At 70.9% G+C, this 17,583-nt stretch carries 18 protein-coding genes; 10 read left to right on the top strand and 8 right to left on the bottom strand.

What is annotated here, in order from left to right; genetic code table 11:
• Positions 1-85: 85 nt before the first annotated feature.
• The 3 genes from HNQ07_RS09360 to HNQ07_RS09350 form a co-directional block, all read right to left on the bottom strand.
• Positions 86-562, bottom strand: a complete 477-nt coding sequence (locus HNQ07_RS09360; RefSeq protein ID WP_184111048.1) for a response regulator — start codon at positions 560-562, stop codon at positions 86-88.
• 124 nt (positions 563-686) lie between these two features.
• On the bottom strand, positions 687-875 hold the full coding sequence (locus tag HNQ07_RS09355) for a response regulator (protein WP_184111046.1): 189 nt from the start codon (positions 873-875) through the stop codon (positions 687-689).
• A gap of 12 nt (positions 876-887) precedes the next feature.
• Positions 888-1,115: a response regulator gene (locus HNQ07_RS09350; RefSeq protein ID WP_184111044.1), complete on the bottom strand. Its 228-nt coding sequence runs from the start codon at positions 1,113-1,115 to the stop codon at positions 888-890.
• A 126-nt stretch (positions 1,116-1,241) separates the two neighbouring features.
• Here HNQ07_RS09350 and HNQ07_RS09345 point away from each other — a divergent pair, with 126 nt between their 5' ends.
• The gene (locus HNQ07_RS09345) at positions 1,242-2,450 is read left to right on the top strand and encodes a sensor histidine kinase (protein ID WP_184111042.1); all 1,209 of its coding nucleotides are present in this window, start codon (positions 1,242-1,244) and stop codon (positions 2,448-2,450) included.
• Here the strand turns inward: HNQ07_RS09345 and HNQ07_RS09340 are convergent.
• Positions 2,435-2,884, bottom strand: coding sequence for a response regulator (locus HNQ07_RS09340; RefSeq protein WP_184111039.1), 450 nt, complete (start codon positions 2,882-2,884; stop codon positions 2,435-2,437). The two genes, HNQ07_RS09345 and HNQ07_RS09340, sit on opposite strands and share 16 nt — an antisense overlap.
• A gap of 98 nt (positions 2,885-2,982) precedes the next feature.
• On the bottom strand, positions 2,983-3,870 hold the full coding sequence (locus tag HNQ07_RS09335) for a VOC family protein (protein ID WP_184111037.1): 888 nt from the start codon (positions 3,868-3,870) through the stop codon (positions 2,983-2,985).
• A gap of 140 nt (positions 3,871-4,010) precedes the next feature.
• On the opposite strand from HNQ07_RS09335, the gene HNQ07_RS09330 reads away from it, so the two are divergent.
• Complete coding sequence (locus HNQ07_RS09330; RefSeq protein ID WP_184111035.1) at positions 4,011-5,867, top strand: GAF domain-containing protein; 1,857 nt, start codon at positions 4,011-4,013, stop codon at positions 5,865-5,867.
• A gap of 14 nt (positions 5,868-5,881) precedes the next feature.
• On the opposite strand, the gene HNQ07_RS09325 is transcribed toward HNQ07_RS09330, so the two are convergent.
• Positions 5,882-7,399: a tetratricopeptide repeat-containing diguanylate cyclase gene (locus HNQ07_RS09325; RefSeq protein WP_184111033.1), complete on the bottom strand. Its 1,518-nt coding sequence runs from the start codon at positions 7,397-7,399 to the stop codon at positions 5,882-5,884.
• A 120-nt stretch (positions 7,400-7,519) separates the two neighbouring features.
• Between HNQ07_RS09325 and HNQ07_RS09320 the strand changes: the two genes are divergently transcribed.
• Positions 7,520-8,557 carry an aldo/keto reductase gene (locus HNQ07_RS09320; protein WP_308430872.1) on the top strand — a complete coding sequence of 346 codons (1,038 nt, stop codon included), beginning with the start codon at positions 7,520-7,522 and terminating at the stop codon, positions 8,555-8,557.
• 25 nt (positions 8,558-8,582) lie between these two features.
• Here the strand turns inward: HNQ07_RS09320 and HNQ07_RS09315 are convergent, their stop codons facing one another.
• Entirely contained in the window at positions 8,583-9,224 is a 642-nt protein-coding gene (locus HNQ07_RS09315; RefSeq protein WP_221274904.1) for a uridine kinase family protein, read from the bottom strand.
• A 220-nt stretch (positions 9,225-9,444) separates the two neighbouring features.
• Between HNQ07_RS09315 and HNQ07_RS09310 the strand changes: the two genes are divergently transcribed.
• The 6 genes from HNQ07_RS09310 to HNQ07_RS09285 all read left to right on the top strand — a co-directional run bounded on the left by HNQ07_RS09310 (position 9,445) and on the right by HNQ07_RS09285 (position 16,340).
• A complete protein-coding gene (locus HNQ07_RS09310) occupies positions 9,445-9,636 on the top strand; it encodes a hypothetical protein (protein WP_184111025.1) in 192 nt (63 codons plus the stop codon).
• Between the two features lie 542 nt (positions 9,637-10,178).
• Entirely contained in the window at positions 10,179-10,772 is a 594-nt protein-coding gene (locus tag HNQ07_RS09305) for a TetR/AcrR family transcriptional regulator (protein ID WP_229831934.1), read from the top strand.
• Positions 10,772-11,557, top strand: coding sequence for an isocitrate lyase/PEP mutase family protein (locus HNQ07_RS09300; RefSeq protein ID WP_184111021.1), 786 nt, complete (start codon positions 10,772-10,774; stop codon positions 11,555-11,557). Before HNQ07_RS09305 ends, HNQ07_RS09300 begins: the two co-directional genes overlap by 1 nt.
• 171 nt (positions 11,558-11,728) lie before the next feature.
• Positions 11,729-13,201, top strand: coding sequence for a glucose-6-phosphate dehydrogenase (gene zwf, locus HNQ07_RS09295; protein ID WP_221274903.1), 1,473 nt, complete (start codon positions 11,729-11,731; stop codon positions 13,199-13,201).
• The gene (locus tag HNQ07_RS09290; RefSeq protein ID WP_229831935.1) at positions 13,198-13,974 is read left to right on the top strand and encodes an ROK family protein; all 777 of its coding nucleotides are present in this window, start codon (positions 13,198-13,200) and stop codon (positions 13,972-13,974) included. The genes zwf and HNQ07_RS09290 overlap by 4 nt, the downstream gene beginning before the upstream one ends.
• Positions 13,974-16,340: a glycoside hydrolase family 15 protein gene (locus HNQ07_RS09285; RefSeq protein ID WP_221274902.1), complete on the top strand. Its 2,367-nt coding sequence runs from the start codon at positions 13,974-13,976 to the stop codon at positions 16,338-16,340. The genes HNQ07_RS09290 and HNQ07_RS09285 overlap by 1 nt, the downstream gene beginning before the upstream one ends.
• A gap of 320 nt (positions 16,341-16,660) precedes the next feature.
• Here HNQ07_RS09285 and HNQ07_RS09280 read toward each other — a convergent pair whose 3' ends face one another.
• On the bottom strand, positions 16,661-16,861 hold the full coding sequence (locus tag HNQ07_RS09280; RefSeq protein ID WP_184111019.1) for a hypervirulence associated TUDOR domain-containing protein: 201 nt from the start codon (positions 16,859-16,861) through the stop codon (positions 16,661-16,663).
• A 218-nt stretch (positions 16,862-17,079) separates the two neighbouring features.
• Here HNQ07_RS09280 and HNQ07_RS09275 point away from each other — a divergent pair, with 218 nt between their 5' ends.
• The gene (locus HNQ07_RS09275) at positions 17,080-17,526 is read left to right on the top strand and encodes a hypothetical protein (protein ID WP_184111017.1); all 447 of its coding nucleotides are present in this window, start codon (positions 17,080-17,082) and stop codon (positions 17,524-17,526) included.
• The last annotated feature ends 57 nt before the right edge of the window (positions 17,527-17,583 follow it).

Below are 17,583 nucleotides of genomic sequence, written 5' to 3'. Positions count from 1 at the left end.
CATATCGCTGACTGAATCCTTGGTCAGCTTCGGCGAGCGCCTTGGGACATTCTTAGGACGTGTGGCCGGTCGGGCTGGACCACCGTCAGCCCGTGGCGGTCCAGCCGCCGTGCCCGGTCTCCTCCCGGCGGCGTCCGATCACCTCGGCGGCAAGGTCCAGGGTGGTGAGGACGTCCTGCACCAGACACACGGTGCCCTCGAAGTCGTGCGGCTTCTGGAAATAAGCGCGGGCGCCTGCCTGCTGCGCCTCGTGCCGGTCCTTCGGAGAGGCGGACATGGTGAGCATGACCACCGGCACGTCCGGCCACGCGCTGTCGCCCCGCATGGCCTGCAGGAGTTCCAGACCCGAGACGGCGGGCATGTTGATGTCCATCAGCACGCCGGCGGGGCGCCGCGCTGCCGGATCAGCCAGGCGACACAGCACGGTCCGGCTGTCGTCGATCAGCTCGAGTTCGAAGGTCGGCGCGATGACCTGGAAGGCCTCGCACAGCAGTTCCTGGTCCAGCGGACTGTCATCGACCAGCAGCAACAGGTGGGGAGGAGTGGTTCGGGCGCTGGACATGAAGTTCGCATGTTGTAGCAGGGCGCGCCGGCCGCGATGATCCCGGCAACATGAAGACGCCCTCCAGATGTCTTCATGTTGAAGGGATCGCTGCGGTCACAGGCCACCCGTGACGCAGCGCGCCTCAGTCCTGCGGGGGCTCCTCGGTCCACCAGCACGCCTGCCAGAAGCGGACGAGCGCCGAGATCTGCGCCTCGAAATCGTCCAGGCTGGGCACCTTCTGCATCACCGCGCTCGCCCGCAGCGCGTAGGCCCGCGCCCGGTCCGCCGGGTTATGCGACGTCGTCAGGATCACGACCGGGAGGTGCTGCAATTCGTGGTCGGCCTAGAGCTGGGCGAGCACGTCGAAGCCCGATGTCCCCGGCATGTTGATGTCCAGCACGATGACATGCGGCCGTGGCCGCCGCCGGTCGTGCAGCGCGTCCAGGGCCGACTCGCCGCTGTCGAAGGTGGTGACATTGACCGCGTCTCCGTGCTCCTCGAACGCGAGCCGGGCGAGTTCCAGGGCGTGTTCGTTGTCGTCGATCACCATGACGCGCAGACGGTCGGCCATTGAGAGCGGAGTATAAGTCCCGCCCGTCCGGACGGCAGCGGCCCCGGGTGGCCCGGCCGGCCGCTCCGGCGCGGTGGGGGTCAAAGCTTACCGCCGCGCCACCCTGACGGCTGTTAGGCTGACATCATGCCGCACAGGAGCACGTCCCCCGGACGCTACGCGATCGCTGCGTTCGATGCCCTGTCGGCCCACGTGGCGATTCTGGACGTGAACGGCATCGTGCTGGCCGTCAACCGCGCGTGGGACGCGTTCGCACACAGCAACGGCGGCCACAGCGAACTCGGCACCAACTACCTGACGGTGTGCCGGCTGGTGCAGGGCCCGGACCGCGAGGACGCCCTCGCCATCGAGCGCGGCATCCGCTCGGTGCTCGACGGCAAGGTGGACACCTTCGAGTGGGAGTACCCCTGCCACGCCCCGACCGAGCAGCGGTACTTCGTGGCGCGCGTGACGAGCTTCGTGCAGGACCGCGAGACCTACGCCCTGGTCGCTCACGAGAACATCACGCGGCGCAAGCTCGCGGAACTGGAGGCGCGCGACCTCAACCGCACGCTGGAGGCCCGCGTGCACCAGCGCACCGTGGAACTCGAGACCAGCCAGCGAGCTCTGGAAGCGCAGAACCGCGAGCTGGAGATCAGCAACCGCGAACTCAGCCAGTTCGCCGCGGTGGCCTCGCACGACCTGCAGGAACCGCTGCGGACCCTGAGCCTGCACGCGGACATCCTGCTCGAGCGCTACCGCGGCCAGCAGCTCGACGAGCGCGCCGACCGCTACCTGATGCACATCATCGCGCAGGCGGGCCGGGCCCGGCGGCTGGTACAGGACGTCCTGACCATGGCCGACATCACGGCCGACGTGGCGGTGGAAGCGGTCGACCTGGGCGCCCTGCTCCCGGACCTGCTCGACTCGCTGAACTGGCCGGACACCTCGCCAGTGCGCTGGAACGACGTGCCGCCGGTGCGGGCCAACGTGGCGCAGATGCGTCAGGTGCTGGCCAACCTGCTCGGCAACGCCCTGAAGTTCAGCGAGGGCCGCGACCTCGACGTGACCGTCACGGGCCACGCGTCGGCGGGCACGGTGACGGTCGAGGTGGCCGACGCGGGGATCGGGATCGCCGAGGAACACCGCGAGAAGGTCTTCGAGATGTTCCGCCGCCTGCACAACCGCACGCCCACCAGCGGCAACGGCATCGGCCTCGCGGTGTGCCGCAAGATCATCGAGCGGCACGGCGGGCACATCTGGATCACGGACAGCGACCGGGGCGGCACCAGCGTCAAGTTCACGCTGCCCGCCGCGGTCCCGGCCACCGCGACGCCGCGTCACTCCATGAGCTGATCGATGCGCGGCAGCACCACCGCGCCGCGCCAGTAATCGCTGACCCGCTGGATCAGCGCCTTCAGATCGGCGTACGACGCGGGCTTCACGGCGTACCCGCTGGCAAAATTATGGTACGACCGCTGCACGTCCCGGACCCCCGCGGACGTCGAGAGGACCAGCACGGGAATGCTGCGGTACCCGTCGTGCGCCTTGGCCCGCTGCAAGAAATCGTGCCCGTTCATGACGGGCATGTTCAGGTCCAGCACGATCAGCTGCGGCCGCGGCACGGCCGGATCGACCGCGCTGCGCGCCAGGTGGTCGAGCGCTTCCTGGCCGTTCAGGGCACGGGTGATCACCACCTCGGGGAAATCCTCGCGGAAGACCTCTTCGAACAGTTCGGCGTCTGCAACCTCGTCATCGACCAGCAGCAGATGGAAGGGCCGTTGCGGCATCGTCCTCAAGATAGCAGGCCCGTGCCACTCCTCCCATGCTGGATGTGGGCACCATTGCTCGGGACGCCCCGCCGGGTGCGCGGAGCACTCGGCCTTGGCTAGCCCACGGCGGAGCGGGGCGGGGTCAGGAACTCGAAGACGTGGCCGTCCGGGTCACGCACCGCGAGCCGTCCGGGCGCCGTGACCCGGCTCAGCCCCTCGGCGCTCACCCGCCGCTCGACGTCGTCCACGTGGGCGTAGAACTGCACCAGCGCGTGGTCGCCGCCCAGCATGTCGGCCAGACCCACCTGCGGGTCCCACGCGTACAGCCAGCGCACCGGCGTGCCGTTGCCGTCCGCCTGCGCGTGCGGGCCGAGCGTGAACTGGGCGAAGTTCCGGTCGCCCTGCTCCTTGGCCAGCGCGAAGCCGTAGGCCCGCGGCAGCCGCGCCTTCATGTCGTCGTAATCCCCGAAGATCAGCGCGACCTCCCGCAGGCCCAGCACCGGCAGGCTGTGGGGGCCGGGCGTCAGCGGCTGCGTAGGCGGCGGAAACGCGGGCTGGCGCGGATCGGTGGTGTTCACGCCGCGCAGCTCCAGGCCGTGCCCGAAGGGATCGAAGAAGTACGTGGTGACGTCCGGCACCTCCGGGGTGCCCAGGTCGATCTCCTGCCACGGCAGCCCGTGGGCGTCCAGCAGCGACTGGGCACGGCGCATGTCGTCCGGCTGGATCTGAAAGGCCATGTGCAGGTGGCTGGCACCCCGGGCCCGCAGCGGCGCCAGCGCGGGGTCGTTGGCCTGCCGGGTGGTGGGCTGCCACAGCGTGAGCGTCTGCTCAGTGTTCACGCGGAGGGTGGCGACGTGCCGGTCCGGGTCGTGGTGTTGCAGGCTCAGGCCAATCACCTGCGTGTAGAACCGGATGCCGCGGGCCAGGTGGTTGACTTCCAGGGTCACGCCGGCCAGATCGAGGATGGGCGATCCGGCCCCGGCGGGCAGGGAGGGTGTGGTCATGGGCCACTGTACCCGCGTGCGGAGGCTTCCAGCGGCGTGCGTCCTGACCCCGTGTCAAGGTACCTCCGCATGGGCTGACCACAAGCTCAACAGTGGCCTGGCGCGGCTCCAACCCACCTCACCCCCGCTATGCTGCGGGAATGGCTGTCACCTCGTCCAACGATTCGACCGGTGCCGAGACGGACGGGCACCGCGCGGAGTCTCGGGCCGCCGCCTTCGTGCATACCTGGGGACGGGTTACCGACGCGCTGGGCAGCGCCACCACGCCCGAGGGTGTGATCGACGTCGTGGTGCAGGAAGCCATCCGCGAACTCGGCGCCGACGCCGGCTCGGTCTTCCTGCCCGCCGAGGACGGACTCAGCCTGGAGATCCGCGGCAGCACCGGCTACGACGAGCGGCGGCTCGACGGCTGGCAGCGCCTGCCGCTGTCGCGCCACACCCCCACGACCGACGCGTTCCTGCACCGCCGCCCGGTGTTCCTGGAGACGGTCGAGGACGCCGTCCGGGCGTACCCGTGTCTCGGGACGGTGCTGTCGGGCGTGACCGGCAGCCTCGTGTCGTTGCCGCTGACGGTGCGGGACGACATTCTGGGCACGCTGGCGCTGACGTTCTCGCAGGAGCGCACCTTCGACGACCTAGACCGGACGTTCCTGACGTCTCTGGCGGGCGGCTGCGCCCAGGCGCTCCAGCGCAGCGCGGCGCTGGCCGCGTCCGAGCAGCTCAATGACCGCCTGACGTTCCTGGCAGACGTCAGCGGCGTCCTCAGTACGTCGCTGGACCTCGACCGCACGCTTGCGAGCGTCGCGCGCCTGACCGTGCCGCGGCTCGCCGACTGGTGCGTGATCTACCTGCCGGTCGAGGGCGGCCCCCTCGAACCGGTCACGGTCATGCACCAGGACCCGGCCATGGTGGAATTCCTGCTGGACTTCACGCGGCGCTACCCCACCCACACCACGCCGGACTCCGGGATCGGCCGCGTGTACCTGACGGGCGAGCCGGAGCTGGTGCCCACCATTCCCGACGAGGCCTACGACCAGCTGCCCACCGAGAACGGTTACCGCGACGACGTCCGGCGGCTCCAGCTGCGCACCGTCCTGACCGTGCCCATGAAGGCGGCGGGCCACGTCGTGGGCGTGCTGGGCATGGCGCGCTCCAGCCTCGACCGGGCGTACACCGAGGACGACCTGGCCTTCGCGCTGCAGGTGGCCGGCCGGGCCGGCAAGGCCGTCGAGAATGCCCGGCTGCACCGCAGTCTGGACGCCCTGAATGCGCACCTCGAGGAGCGCGTGCAGCAGCGCACCGAGGCCCTGGTGGCCGCCAACCGCGACCTGCAGGCCTTCGCGCACTCCGCGTCGCACGACCTGCGCACCCCGATCCGCCACATCGCGTCCTTCGCGGAACTGCTCGCGCGGCGCCTGCCGGTCGAGGACGAGCGCAGCCGCAGCGCGCTGACTCAGATCGAGACGGCAGCCCGTCGCCTGAGCGATACCGTGGACGGCCTGCTGATGCTCTCCACCAGCGGCCAGCAGCCCCTGAGCGTGGTGGCTGTGGACCTGGACGCCCTGACGCACACGATCACGGCGGAACTGAGCGCGGACCACCCCGGGCGGGTGATCGAGTGGGTGGTGCGGCCGCTGCCGACCGTGCTGGGCGACGCGAGCCTGCTGACCCTGGTGTTGCAGAACCTGCTCGGGAACGCCGTGAAGTACACCCGGGAATGCACGCCGGCCGTGATCACCGTCGAGGCGGCGACGTCGGCGGACGAGGTGGCGGTGACCGTCCGGGACAACGGCGTGGGCTTCGACCCGGACTACGCCCACAAGCTGTTCGTGCCCTTCGCGCGGCTGCATTCGCCGGACTCGTTTGCCGGGACGGGCCTGGGGCTCGCGAACGTGCGGCGGATGGTCGAGCGGCACGGCGGGCGGGTCTGGGCCCACAGCGGAGGCGGCACGGGGGCGCTGTTCGGCTTCACGCTGCCCGTCGTTGCCCAGCGCTGAGCACCGCCCCGGAGTCAGGGGGCCGGGAGGACGACGACGCGGTTGCGGCCCGCCTGTTTGGCCTCGTACATTGCCTCGTCGGCCCGGCGCAGCGAGGTGGACACGTCCGCGTGCGCCATCGCCACGCCCACACTCAGGGTGACCGGGATGCCCGGCAGCCACTCGGCCCACGCCCGCTGCTCGCAGCGCTGCCGGATCACCTCCAGACGGGCGGCGAGGTCGTCGGGCGACCCGGCGACGCTGGCCACCACGAACTCGTCCCCGCCCAGGCGCGCCACCACGCAGCCGTCGTTCTCCAGCGTGTGCAGGAGCGCCGCGACCTCGCGCATCACACGGTCGCCGGCGGCGTGCCCGGCCCGGTCGTTCACCACCTTGAAGTGATCGACGTCCACGAAGGCCAGCGCCAGTGGCAACTGCTCTGCCAGGCGCCGCGCACACCACTGCAGGAAATGCCGGCGATTGCGCAGTCCGGTCAGCTCGTCGGTCAGGCTGAGGTGGTGGAGTTCGTCGTGCAGGCTCCGGAGCACCTCGGTCTGGTCCCGCAGGCGCTGCGCGGAGCGCCGGGCCTCCTCGGTGCGGTGCACGGTCTCCAGCGCCTTGAGCTGCACCTCCCGCTCCAGCCGGTGCCGGGCCTGGACGGTGTCCAGCAGCTCGCGCATGGTGGCGTACGCGGCGGCCAGGTCTCCCAGCGCTGCGTGCGCGTGGGCCCGCACGTCCAGGACGTCGTCCAGCATGTCGCGGCGGGTGATCAGCCAGACGTGCAGGTCGTCCAGGATGGCCAGCGCGCCCGCCGGGTCGCCTGCCATGACCAGCACCTTGGCGTGGAAGAACCGCAGGTACCGGGCGCTCTCCAATGGCAGATCCGGGTGCTGCTCCAGCGCCGCCGTGAAGGACGCCAGGGCCTCGGCAGTCCGGCCGCTCTCGGCCAGCCGCAGCGCCCGCTGGCTGACGATCCCCACCCAGTACGGCCACGCCCGCGCCCGCCGCACGAGGTCCTCGGCGTGGAGCAGCAGCGCCTCGCTCTGCACCGCGTCACCCTGTTCGCGGTACGCCACACTGAGGTTGAAGGCGCTCAGGCCGAGGTGGGCGCCGTGGTCCGGCCCCGCCGCCCGGAAGACGTCGTACGCCGCGCGGTAGCGTTCGGCGGCGCGCTGCGGGTCGTCCCAGACCAGCAGCACGCCGATGTCGTTGTGGGCCAGGCCCTCCATCTCGGGATCGGCCGCCCACTGGGCGAGGTGGAGCTGCTGCTGGAAATACGCCAGGGCCGCGGCCGGCTGGCCGGTGTGCAGCATCACCACGCCCCTGAGGTTCAGCATCCGCGCCAGCCAGCGGGGGTGGAAGGGCACCAGCGTGGCCGCGGCGCGGCCCAGGGCGGCCAGCGCCTCCGCGTACGCACCGTCGCGCCACTCCACGTAGGCCGAGAGCACCGCGACCCGCCCGTCGGTGTCGCTGCCCAGCCGCTCGCGCAGCGCGTGGGGAGTTCGCAGCCGCTCGTGCCACAGCGTCTCGGAATCGCTCTTGCAGCGTGCCACACGCGCAGTGTGCCCGAAAACCGCGACCTGTCAGCTCCGACGGCCCAGAGGTCTGGGCCTGGACCGACGACCGGACCACACGGCTGCGGCCGCAGGGCCCAGAATGGACCGAGCTGGGCCGTGGCGACGACCCGCCGCACCGACATCCACGAGCACGGCCAGGAGGACGGTCACATGGAGTACACGAAGCTCGGCACCACCGGCCTGGACGTCTCGCGGATCTGCCTGGGATGCATGGGCTTCGGGGACCCCGAACGCTGGATTCACAAGTGGGTGCTCGACGAGGAGCGCAGCCGCCCGGTCATCCGCCACGCCCTCGAACTGGGCGTCACCTTCTTCGACACTGCCAACGTGTATTCCCTCGGCCGCAGCGAGGAGATCGTGGGACGCGCGCTGCGCGACTACGCCCGGCGGGACGAGGTCGTGATCGCCACGAAGGTCCACGGCACCATGCGCGACGGTCCCAACGGCGGCGGGCTGTCGCGCAAGGCGATCCTCAGCGAGATCGACCACAGCCTCGCGCGGCTGGGCACCGAGTACGTCGACCTGTACCAGATCCACCGCTGGGACCCGCTCACGCCCATCGAGGAGACCATGGAGGCCCTGCACGATGTGGTGCGGGCCGGGAAGGCGCGGTACATCGGGGCGTCGGCCATGTGGGCGTGGCAGTTTCAGCGGGCGCTGCATGTGGCCGAGCGGCGCGGCTGGACACGGTTCGTGTCGATGCAGGATCACCTGAACCTGCTGTACCGCGAGGAGGAGCGCGAGATGCTGCCGCTGTGCCGTGCGGAGGGCATCGGCGTCATCCCGTACAGCCCGCTGGCGTCCGGCCGACTCACGCGCGAGTGGTCGGCGGACCGCACGCTGCGCTCCGAGACCGACCAGATCGCCCGCAGCAAGTACGACGCGACGGCCGACACCGATCAGCAGGTGGTGGAGCGTGTGGCAGACCTGGCCCGGAGGCGCGACGTGCCGCGGGTGCACATCGCCCTGGCGTGGCTGCTCCAGAAGTCGCCGGTGACCGCGCCGATCATCGGGGCGACGAAGATCAGCCACCTGGACGATGCCGTCGGCGCTCTGTCGGTGACGTTGACAGCGGACGAGGTCGCGTATCTGGAGGAACCGTACGTGCCGCACCCCGTGGTGGGCCACCAGTAACGGCGGACCTGGCGGCTGCCGCGGGTCAGCGCCGGGCGGCCACCACGACCTGCGTGACCGGGTCGTGGTCGAGGTCCGGCATACCCGAGACGATCACGGCCGCCCGGTCCCACGGCCGTTCCCGCGCAACGAAGGGCTGCTCCTCGGCCATCCACTCATCCCAGAAGGCGGCCGCCTCCGCAGTGCCACCGTCCCGCAGCAGGCCGCGCGTTCTGGCCTTCTCGACGTCCGACTGTACCCACACCACGACGTCGATCCACGGCATCAGGTCCCGGCGGGCTGCGCCCACGCCCTCCAGGATGACCAGCGGACATCCGGCCGGCACGACGATGGCGCCCTCGCGGCCACGGTTAGACCACGCGGGCGGGCGGTAGTGCACGGCCTGACCGGCATGGACGGGAACAAGCACGCCGTCGCGGGCCAGGTCAGCCCAGTCGAAGAAGGCGTGGTGCCACGCGAGGTCGTCCGTGTGGACCACGGCGGCGCCGGGAACCGCCCGCCACAGCACGTCTGCCAGGGTTGATTTGCCGCCCGCGCTGCGCCCATCGACCGCGATCACGGCGGGCCGGTCGTCCGGGAACGTCGGCTGCCACGACGCCAGCAGGGCGTCCACGGCCACGGCGGTCCACGGTCCGAAGGCGGGTTCTTCCGGTGGCAGCTTCATCATGGGTGTCCTCTGTGGGCCTCGAGACAGGAAAGCCGGTCAGGAGCCGTGGGTAAAACCGTGTACCTCTCTGAACGCTACTGCACTGGCACCGTTCATACCGCGCCGACAACGTTGACCCGCACTTCATAGGGTGGGCGCGCGTACCGTCGCGCCGCGCGATCCGACGTGTGATGGCCGCACCGCTCCTCCACCTCTCGTGGAGCGCTGCACAGGAGTCGCCATGAAAATCCACAACGTGTTCTACCTTCTCGGCTTCGGTTCCATCCTTCTCAGCGCCAGCCAGTACTTCAAGGGCGACACCTCCGACAACGAGCGCGACGGCCTGTTCGTCGGCCACTGGGCGCCGACCTTCTTCATTCTCGGCAAGATCCTTGAGGACAAGGAGCAGGCCGGGCGCAAGCTCACCGAATAAGGACACGCGGGCGCGCACAGCGTGCCCGGTCTATCACGCGCCCGGCTGCAACGCCGGGCGCGTCGTCATTGTGCGTGAGGTGCGGTAAAAGCCTTTGACGTGGCGGCGACGCTCACCTGCGACGGGACCGGGAGCGGTGTGAGAGGCGCCGGGTGGGGCGGGCGCGGTGCCGGCCCCGAGAAGGACCCGCTACCGGCACGGGCGCCCGGGACGCCACGTGACCCACCACCCGCGCCATCACGGCCGAGATCGCGGCAGGCCACACCCACCACGGCAGCTCTTCCGCCAGCCGGAGGGCGTCCAGTCCAGCCGCATGCAGGGCGTGGTGCCCGGCAGCGACCAGGATTATCTCCAGTCCCTCCATGCCGCGAGTATCGTCGCCGCGACTGACAGGGGCATGACCGGCGAGCTGCATGAACGCGGTCTGGCACGGCGTTCACCGTCTGGACGGTCACACCGCCATTCGCCCGGCAGGACCCGACGACCCTCCACATCAACAGGCCGGTTGACATCTACCTACATGTAGGTAGACAATGCGCGGCGTGACCGGTCACCTCACCACCCGCGACCGCATCCTGGACGTGGCGCAGCACCTCGTCCAGCAGCGCGGCTTCTCCTCCGTCGCGTACCGCGACATCAGCACCGCCCTGGGCATCCGCAACGCCAGCATCCACCACCACTTCCCCAGCAAGACCGACCTGGGCACCGCGCTGGTGCAGCGCTACCGTGCCCGGACCGAGGCCCTGCTCGCCCACCTGAGCGCCGCCGAGCCGTCTCCCTACCAGCGCCTGTTGCAGTACCTCACGGCGTATCAGGACGTCGTCCGCGATGACGGCCGCATCTGCCTGTGCGCCCAGCTCGTCGCGGAGGACTGCGTGCTGCCGTCTGCCGTCCAGCACGAGGTCGGCGCGTTCTTCGCGCTCAGCGAGGACTGGTTGACCCGCACCCTTGACGAGGGGCAGCGGCTCGGGGAAGTGCAGTGCCCGGATTCGCCCGCCGACACCGCCGTGGGCCTCCTCGCCACCATCGAGGGCGCGATGCTTCTGGCCCGCGCCGCCCGCTCTCCCCAGCGCTTCGAGCACCTCACCCAGCGTGCCCTCGCGGCCCTGCGCGCCCCCACCCCCCGGAGTCCGTGATGTCCCACCCCACCGCCGACCGCGCCCGCCAGCTCCTCGACCTTCACACCCAGCCGGAGATCCTGGTGCTGCCCAACGTCTGGGACGTCGTGTCCGCCCAGGTCGTCGCCGCCACCCCCGGCGTGCACGCGCTCGCCACGGCCAGCCACTCCATCGCCTCGACCTTCGGCTACCCCGACGGCGAGCGCATTCCACTGGACCTGCACCTCGACATGGTCCGCCGCATCGTTCAGGCCGTGAGCCTCCCGGTGTCGATGGACATGGAGTCCGGCTACGGCCACCCGGGCGACACCGCGCGCCGCGCCATCGAGATCGGCGTGGTGGGCGGCAACCTGGAAGACGGCATGCGGCCCCTCGGAGAAGCGGTGGCCGCGGTGCAGGCCGTCATGGACGCGGGGCGCGCCGCCGGCGTGGACTTCGTGCTGAACGCCCGCACGGACGCGGCGCTGCGCGCTGATCCACAGGCGCCGCGCTCCAGCGTGATCGAGGAGGTCATCACGCGTGGCCGCGCGTTCCTGGACGCGGGCGCGCCCGTCGTGTTCGTGCCGGGCCTGGTGGCGCGCGACGAGATCCAGGAGGTCAGCGACGCCTTCGGCCCGCGGAAACTGACCCTGATCAGCGTGCCCGGCGCCAGCCTGCCGGCCCGCGAGTTGCAGGCGCTGGGCGTGTCCCGCCTGTCGACCGGCCCGTTCACGCAGCGCGTCGCCCTGACCGCGCTTCAGGACGCGGCCGCTGAGATCGTCGCGGGCGGCACGCTGCCCGCCGGTACCCGTCCCCTGAACTGAACACGGCCACTGTGCCGGCTCCGGCGTGCCCTCCCCCGTTCCAGGTCCGCCTGTGGAACGTGGCGGGAACGCCGGAGCCGCAGTGTCATGGCACGCTCCACCGGCCGCGCTTCAAGGGACGGCTGGAGGCGTTTCACGTGAACGGTGTGGTGCGGGGCCTAGCCTGCGCGCATGGTGACGGCGCCCCGGGCGGACGCGCTGGTGTTCTTCGGAGCAACCGGCGATCTGGCGTACAAGCAGATCTTTCCCGCATTGCAGGGTCTGGTGCGGCGCGGCACGCTGACCGTGCCCGTGATCGGCGTGGCGAAAAGCGGGTGGACGCTGGACGACCTCCGGGCCCGCGCGCGCGACAGCCTCGCCTCGCACGGCGGGGTGGACGAGGCCGCGTTCGCCACCCTGAGCGGCCTGCTGCGCTACATCGACGGCGATTACGCGGACCCAGAGACCTTCACGCGGCTGCGCGCCGAGCTGGGTGCGGCAGAGCACCCCATGCACTACCTGGCGATTCCGCCCAGCCTGTTCGGGACGGTCACGCAGCACCTCGCCGCGAGCGGCTGCGCGCAGGGCGCGCGGATCGTGGTGGAGAAGCCCTTCGGTCACGATCTGGCGAGCGCACGCGCGCTGAACGAGACCATCCACCAGGTGTTCCCGGAGAGCAGTGTGTACCGCATCGACCACTATCTGGGCAAGGAGGCGGTGCAGAACATGCTGTATCTGCGCTTTGCCAACCGGCTGTTCGAACCGCTCCTGAACCGCGAGCACGTGCAGGGCATCCAGATCACCATGGCCGAGGCCTTCGGCGTGGCGGGCCGCGGGCACTTCTACGAGGAGACCGGCGCGATCCGCGACGTGGTGCAGAACCACATGCTTCAGGTGGTGGCGCTGCTGATGATGGAGGCGCCGTCGCACCCGGGCCAGGAGGCGATCCGCGACAGCGCGGCGCAGCTCCTGAAATCCGTGCGCAGCCTCACGCCGCAGGACGTGGTGCGCGGCCAGATGACCGACTACCACGCCGAGCCGGGGGTGGCGCCGGGCTCGACCGTCGAGACCTACGCCGCGGCGCGCTTCCACGTCGACTCCTGGCGCTGGGCGGGCGTGCCGGTGGACGTCCGGGTGGGCAAGGAGCTGCCGGTGACATGCACGGCCGTGACCGTAACGTTTCGCGCGCCGCCGCTCACGCCGTTCGGACCGGCGCCGGCCGCCAACGCGCTGCACCTGCAACTCACGCCGGGCGTGCAGGTCACGCTGGACGTGAACACCAAGCGCCCCGGCGCGGGCCTGAGCGGCGAGGCCGCGCAGCTCGTGCTGCACCAGCAGGCGTGGGACGGCATGGCGCCGTACGAGCGCCTGCTGGGCGACGCGCTGGCCGGCGACGCCACGCTGTTCGCGCGGGAGGACGAGGTGGAGGAAGCGTGGCGGATCGTGGACGCGGTCCTGACGCCCACGCCGCCCCTGCCGTACGCGCCGGGCACGTGGGGTCCAGCGGCGGCCGACGCCCTGCTCGGCGCGGATGGCCCGTGGATCAATCCCGTGCCGGACGGGGGCGGCCCGCCGCCGGACCCGGCCACTCCGGCGGCGCACGGCAGCGCCGCGAACCCTGCGCCGCGCGTCACGCAGGCGCTGGCGGGCGGGGTGGGCGAATGAGCGGGCCGCGTCCCCGCCGCGCGGCGGCAGGAGCCGAGCCGCCCACAACGCGTGCGCGGTCGTCCCGCAAGCGCCCGGCCTCCCCTGCCCTGGCCATCCTGAGCGTGGACATCGGCGGCACGCACGTGAAGTTCCGCGTGAACACCGGTCCCGAGGTGCGCCGCTTCGATTCCGGCCCGGACCTCACCCCGGCGGCCATGTGCGCGCAGCTCCTGGCGCAGACGGGCGACTGGACCTTCGACGTGATCAGCCTCGGGTATCCCGGGCCGGTGCTGCACGGCAAGCCGGTGCTGGAGCCGCACAACCTCGCGCCCGGCTGGGTGGGCTTCGGGTACGCCGCCGCGCTGCGCCACCCCGTCAAGCTGGTGAACGACGCGGCCATGCAGGCGCTGGGGTCGTACCGGGGCGGGCGCCTGCTGTTCCTGGGCCTGGGCACCGGGCTGGGCAGCGCCATGATCGTGGACGGCATTCTGGAGCCCATGGAACTGGCGCACCTGCCATACCGCAAGCACACCTACGAGGACTACGTGGGTCTGCGCGGCCTGAAGAAGCACGGTAAGAAGAAATGGCGGGGGTACGTGCTGGAAGTTGTGGAACTGCTGCGCGCCGCGCTGGAACCCGACGAGGTGGTGCTGGGCGGCGGCAACGCGCCCCTGATGCACGACCTGCCGCCCGGCGTGCGTCTGGGCGACAACGCGAACGCCTTTCCCGGCGGGTTCCGCCTGTGGGACGACGACGTGAACGCCCGCCCGCACGTGCCGGAGGGCCGCTGATGATGCCCACCTTCACGCTCGTCGGGGACGAGCACGCGGCGCCCGGCGGAGCGGGCCTGCCGCCCACGTGGAGCAGCAGCGACAAGGACTCCGTGACGACCAGCCTGGGGCCGGCGCGCGTGTGGGCCACGCTGGGCCACGGCATGCTGAACGAGGTGTACTGGCCGTCCACCGGGCAGCCGCAGCTGCGCGACCTGGGCCTGTACCTGGTGGGCGAGGGGGGCCGCTGGGTGGACCTGCGCCGCGAACGACACTACGAACTGAGCACCCCCGCGCCGCACCTGCCGCTGCCGACCGTGGTCCACCGCCCGTCGCCGGGCTTCGATGGACCGGATTACGAGCTGAGCCTGGAGGTGATCCCGGACCCGCTGCGCGACGCGCTGCTGCTGCGCTACGCGCTGCGCGGGCCGTACCGCGTGGTGATGATCGTGTCGCCGCACCTGGACGCCAGTACGCCCGAGAACGTGGCGTGGGTGGACGGCGCGCTGTTCGCCCACCAGCACCGGCACGTGCTGTGCGTCGCGGCGGACGTGCCGTTCACGCACGCGTCGGCCGGGGTGGTGGGCACCTCGGACGGCTGGCAGGACCTGCACGCGCACGGCGAACTCACGTGGGCGTACACCCGGGCCGGGCCGGGCAACGTGGCCCTCAGCGCGGAACTGGGCGCGGCGCACGGCACGGTCGCGCTGGGCTTTTCCAACACCGCGCGCGGCGCGTGGACGCTGGCGCGCTCCAGCCTGGCCGAGGGGCCCGACGCGGCCCGCACGGCGTGCGTGCAGGCGTGGAGCACGTGGGCGCAACCGCTGCGTATTCCCGCGCCGGACGCCACGCTGGGCCACCTGGCGCAGTTCAGCGCGGCGGTGCTGCGCATGCACGAGGACCGCACGTATCCGGGCGCCGTCGTCGCCAGCCTCAGCACCCCATGGGGCAACCACACGGATGCGCTGGGCGGCTACCACCTGGTGTGGCCGCGCGACGCGACCCTCGCGGCCTTCGCCCTGATCGCCGCGGACCAGATCGAGGACGCGCGGCGCATCCTGGCGCGCTTCATCGCCACACAGCAGGCGGACGGGCACTGGCCGCAGAACAACTACCCCAGCGGCGATCCGTACTGGACCGGCCTGCAACTGGACGAGACGGCCTTCCCCGTACTGCTGGCCGCGAAACTGCGTGAACTGGGCAGCGCCGAGGTGAGCGGCACCACCGACATGGTGCGCCGCGCGCTGGGCTTCGTGGCCCGCACCGGGCCCACCAGCGACCAGGACCGCTGGGAGGAGAACCCCGGCGTGAATCCCTTCACGGTGGCGGTGGCCGTGGCCGCGCTGGTGGCGGGGGCCACGTGGCTGACCGGCGAGGAGCGCGACGACGCCCTGCGCCTCGCGGACGAGTGGAACGAGCGGCTGGACAGCTGGTGCTACGTGACCGGCACGCCGCTGGCGCAGGAGCTGGGGGTGTCCGGCTACTACGTGCGTCTCGCCCCGCCGCAGCAGGAGGGCGGCGTGACCGGGCAGGTGCTGCTGCGCAACCGCATGGGAGAAACGGTGCCAGCGTCTGCGCTGGTCAGCCTGGATTTCTCGTACCTGCCGCGCCTGGGCCTGCGCGCCGCCACCGACGAGCGCGTGCGCGACACCGTGCGCGTGGTGGACCACCTGCTTCGCGAGGACACGCCCAGCGGCCCCCTCTACCACCGCTACAACGGCGACGGCTACGGTGAGTACGACGACGGCCGGCCCTACGACGGCAGCGGCCGGGGCCGCCTGTGGCCGCTGCTGAGCGGCGAGCGCGGCCACCTCGCCCTGCAGGCTGGCGAGGACCCCCTGCCGTACCTGGAGGTCATCGCGCGCTGCGCGAGTCCGGGCGGTCTGCTGCCCGAGCAGGTCTGGAACGGCCCGGCCCTGCCGGAGTGGGGCCTGCAACCCGGCCGGCCGTCGGGGAGCGCCATGCCGCTCGTGTGGGCGCACGCGGAGTTCCTGAAACTGCTGATCGCGCGGCACAGTGGCCGCCCGGCAGAGCTGCTCGCCAGCGTGGAGGAACGCTACGCCACGCCGCGCCCGGCCGCCGAGTGGCGCTGGCGCAACGAGACGCCCTTCACCGTCCTCCCGGCGGGCCGCGCCCTGACCGTCGAAAGCCCTGTGCCATTCACGCTGCACGTGGGCTGGGACGGCTGGCAGGACGTGCAGGACGTCGAGGCCGCGCCGGGATCCTTCGGGGTGTGGCTGGTGCGCCTGGGACGGGACGCGCTGACCGGCCGCGGCTCGGTGCAGTTCACCCGCCGCTTCGAGAGCGGCTGGGAGGGCACCGACCACCACGTCAGCGTGCAGGGCACAACGTCTGCGGCACAGCCGGGCCAACTCCGGACACACTGACGCCGCCATTGCCGATCATCGAGGCGGGGTTCGCGGTGCTATGGGCCGCGCAGTAGTCGTACGATTCTGCGATGAACGTCCACTCCAGATACGGCCGGAAGAACTCCTGACGGCCCCGTGAACCAGCCCTTGTTCAGCCGGGTGCCGTCAGGGTCTACGCAGGGCCGCGGGTGCCACGTGAAGCCGTCGCACAGCCTGGGCGAGCGGATCAGTTTGTCCAGCCGGAAGATCATCAGGGGGGCAACTGTCTCTCCGGGCGGGGCACGGATAGAAGATGACGCTCGCTCAAGCAAGTTGCGCGCCGTGGAGCGGACGTGGACCTACACCCGTTTCAGGGCGTGTTCTGTGTGCGCGGCGTGACGGCCGTCCTCGAGTTCGACGATGTACCGCGGATCATCCCGGCTCGCCCGGTATTGGAAGCCCGCGATCTCGCCGTCCTCGTGGGCCACCCGCACCACCTTCCCGTGCGCCTCTGCCCCGTGGCTACTCCACCGCACCTTGTCCCCAACTTTGAAGGTCATACCGGCACAGTGGCATACAGAGCGGCCCGGACCTGTCGTCAACCGCACACAGAATCGAGAAACGCTCTCAATATCCTAGGCCCGGCGCGGATCAAGCCCGCTACACACCTGGCTTTCAATATCGGCGCCTCACATCTTAAAAGATCGATGAAAGTACCGGGCAACAGTGGAGCTGGTAGATAAGTGCACGCCACCATTTTTCACGTATTCTCCTCGATATGGCCTATGTCACGCTCAGCACTGAAATCAAGAAACTCGTCAATGCGCAGCGCAGCGATACCTTCGTCAAGGAACTCCGCGCGGCCGTGCGCGACGGGACGGTGGAGGCGGCCGATCTGCCGGCCCGCTTCACGCTGCCGAAAGAGTTCAGCCGCCGCGGCGAGGAAGACACCTACCGGCGCGATGTCCGGGACATGATCATTGAGGTCACGCCCGCGTACGAGGCGTGGTTTGCCGACATGAACAAGGAGCTGGCGGTCAGCCGCCGGGGCGGCACCGTCAAGCCCACGCTGGAGAACATCGAGGCGGGCCTGGTGGACTTCAAGGCGCTGGCCGAAGCCACCCGTCAGAAGATGCAGTCGAGCTTTACCAAGGGACAGACCCTCGGGAAATCCCGCAAGGGCAGTGCGTCCACCCGCAAACCCGCTCCGCGCAAGGGGAAGTGAGGCGCTGAGCGTCCCCCGTCCGCTCTGAATCTCCCTGGCTCGACCGGGAGTGCAGCG

The organism is Deinococcus metalli, assembly GCF_014201805.1.
In the GTDB taxonomy this organism is placed as follows: domain Bacteria; phylum Deinococcota; class Deinococci; order Deinococcales; family Deinococcaceae; genus Deinococcus; species Deinococcus metalli.
Note: the sequence above shows the minus strand (reverse complement) of the source record. Positions and strands in the feature narration are given on the sequence as shown.

Excerpts from the sequence above, each read along its gene's own strand:
- HNQ07_RS09335 (WP_184111037.1), bottom strand. The coding sequence starts at position 3,870 with ATGACCACACCCTCCCTGCCCGCCGGGGCCGGATCGCCCATCCTCGAT.
- HNQ07_RS09345 (WP_184111042.1), top strand. The coding sequence starts at position 1,242 with ATGCCGCACAGGAGCACGTCCCCCGGACGCTACGCGATCGCTGCGTTC.
- HNQ07_RS09290 (WP_229831935.1), top strand. The coding sequence starts at position 13,198 with ATGAGCGGGCCGCGTCCCCGCCGCGCGGCGGCAGGAGCCGAGCCGCCC.
- HNQ07_RS09360 (WP_184111048.1), bottom strand. The coding sequence starts at position 562 with ATGTCCAGCGCCCGAACCACTCCTCCCCACCTGTTGCTGCTGGTCGAT.
- HNQ07_RS09300 (WP_184111021.1), top strand. The coding sequence starts at position 10,772 with ATGTCCCACCCCACCGCCGACCGCGCCCGCCAGCTCCTCGACCTTCAC.
- HNQ07_RS09275 (WP_184111017.1), top strand. The coding sequence starts at position 17,080 with ATGGCCTATGTCACGCTCAGCACTGAAATCAAGAAACTCGTCAATGCG.
- HNQ07_RS09280 (WP_184111019.1), bottom strand. The coding sequence starts at position 16,861 with ATGACCTTCAAAGTTGGGGACAAGGTGCGGTGGAGTAGCCACGGGGCA.
- HNQ07_RS09285 (WP_221274902.1), top strand. The coding sequence starts at position 13,974 with ATGATGCCCACCTTCACGCTCGTCGGGGACGAGCACGCGGCGCCCGGC.
- HNQ07_RS09310 (WP_184111025.1), top strand. The coding sequence starts at position 9,445 with ATGAAAATCCACAACGTGTTCTACCTTCTCGGCTTCGGTTCCATCCTT.
- HNQ07_RS09330 (WP_184111035.1), top strand. The coding sequence starts at position 4,011 with ATGGCTGTCACCTCGTCCAACGATTCGACCGGTGCCGAGACGGACGGG.
- HNQ07_RS09350 (WP_184111044.1), bottom strand. The coding sequence starts at position 1,115 with ATGGCCGACCGTCTGCGCGTCATGGTGATCGACGACAACGAACACGCC.
- HNQ07_RS09315 (WP_221274904.1), bottom strand. The coding sequence starts at position 9,224 with ATGATGAAGCTGCCACCGGAAGAACCCGCCTTCGGACCGTGGACCGCC.
- HNQ07_RS09340 (WP_184111039.1), bottom strand. The coding sequence starts at position 2,884 with ATGCCGCAACGGCCCTTCCATCTGCTGCTGGTCGATGACGAGGTTGCA.
- zwf (WP_221274903.1), top strand. The coding sequence starts at position 11,729 with ATGGTGACGGCGCCCCGGGCGGACGCGCTGGTGTTCTTCGGAGCAACC.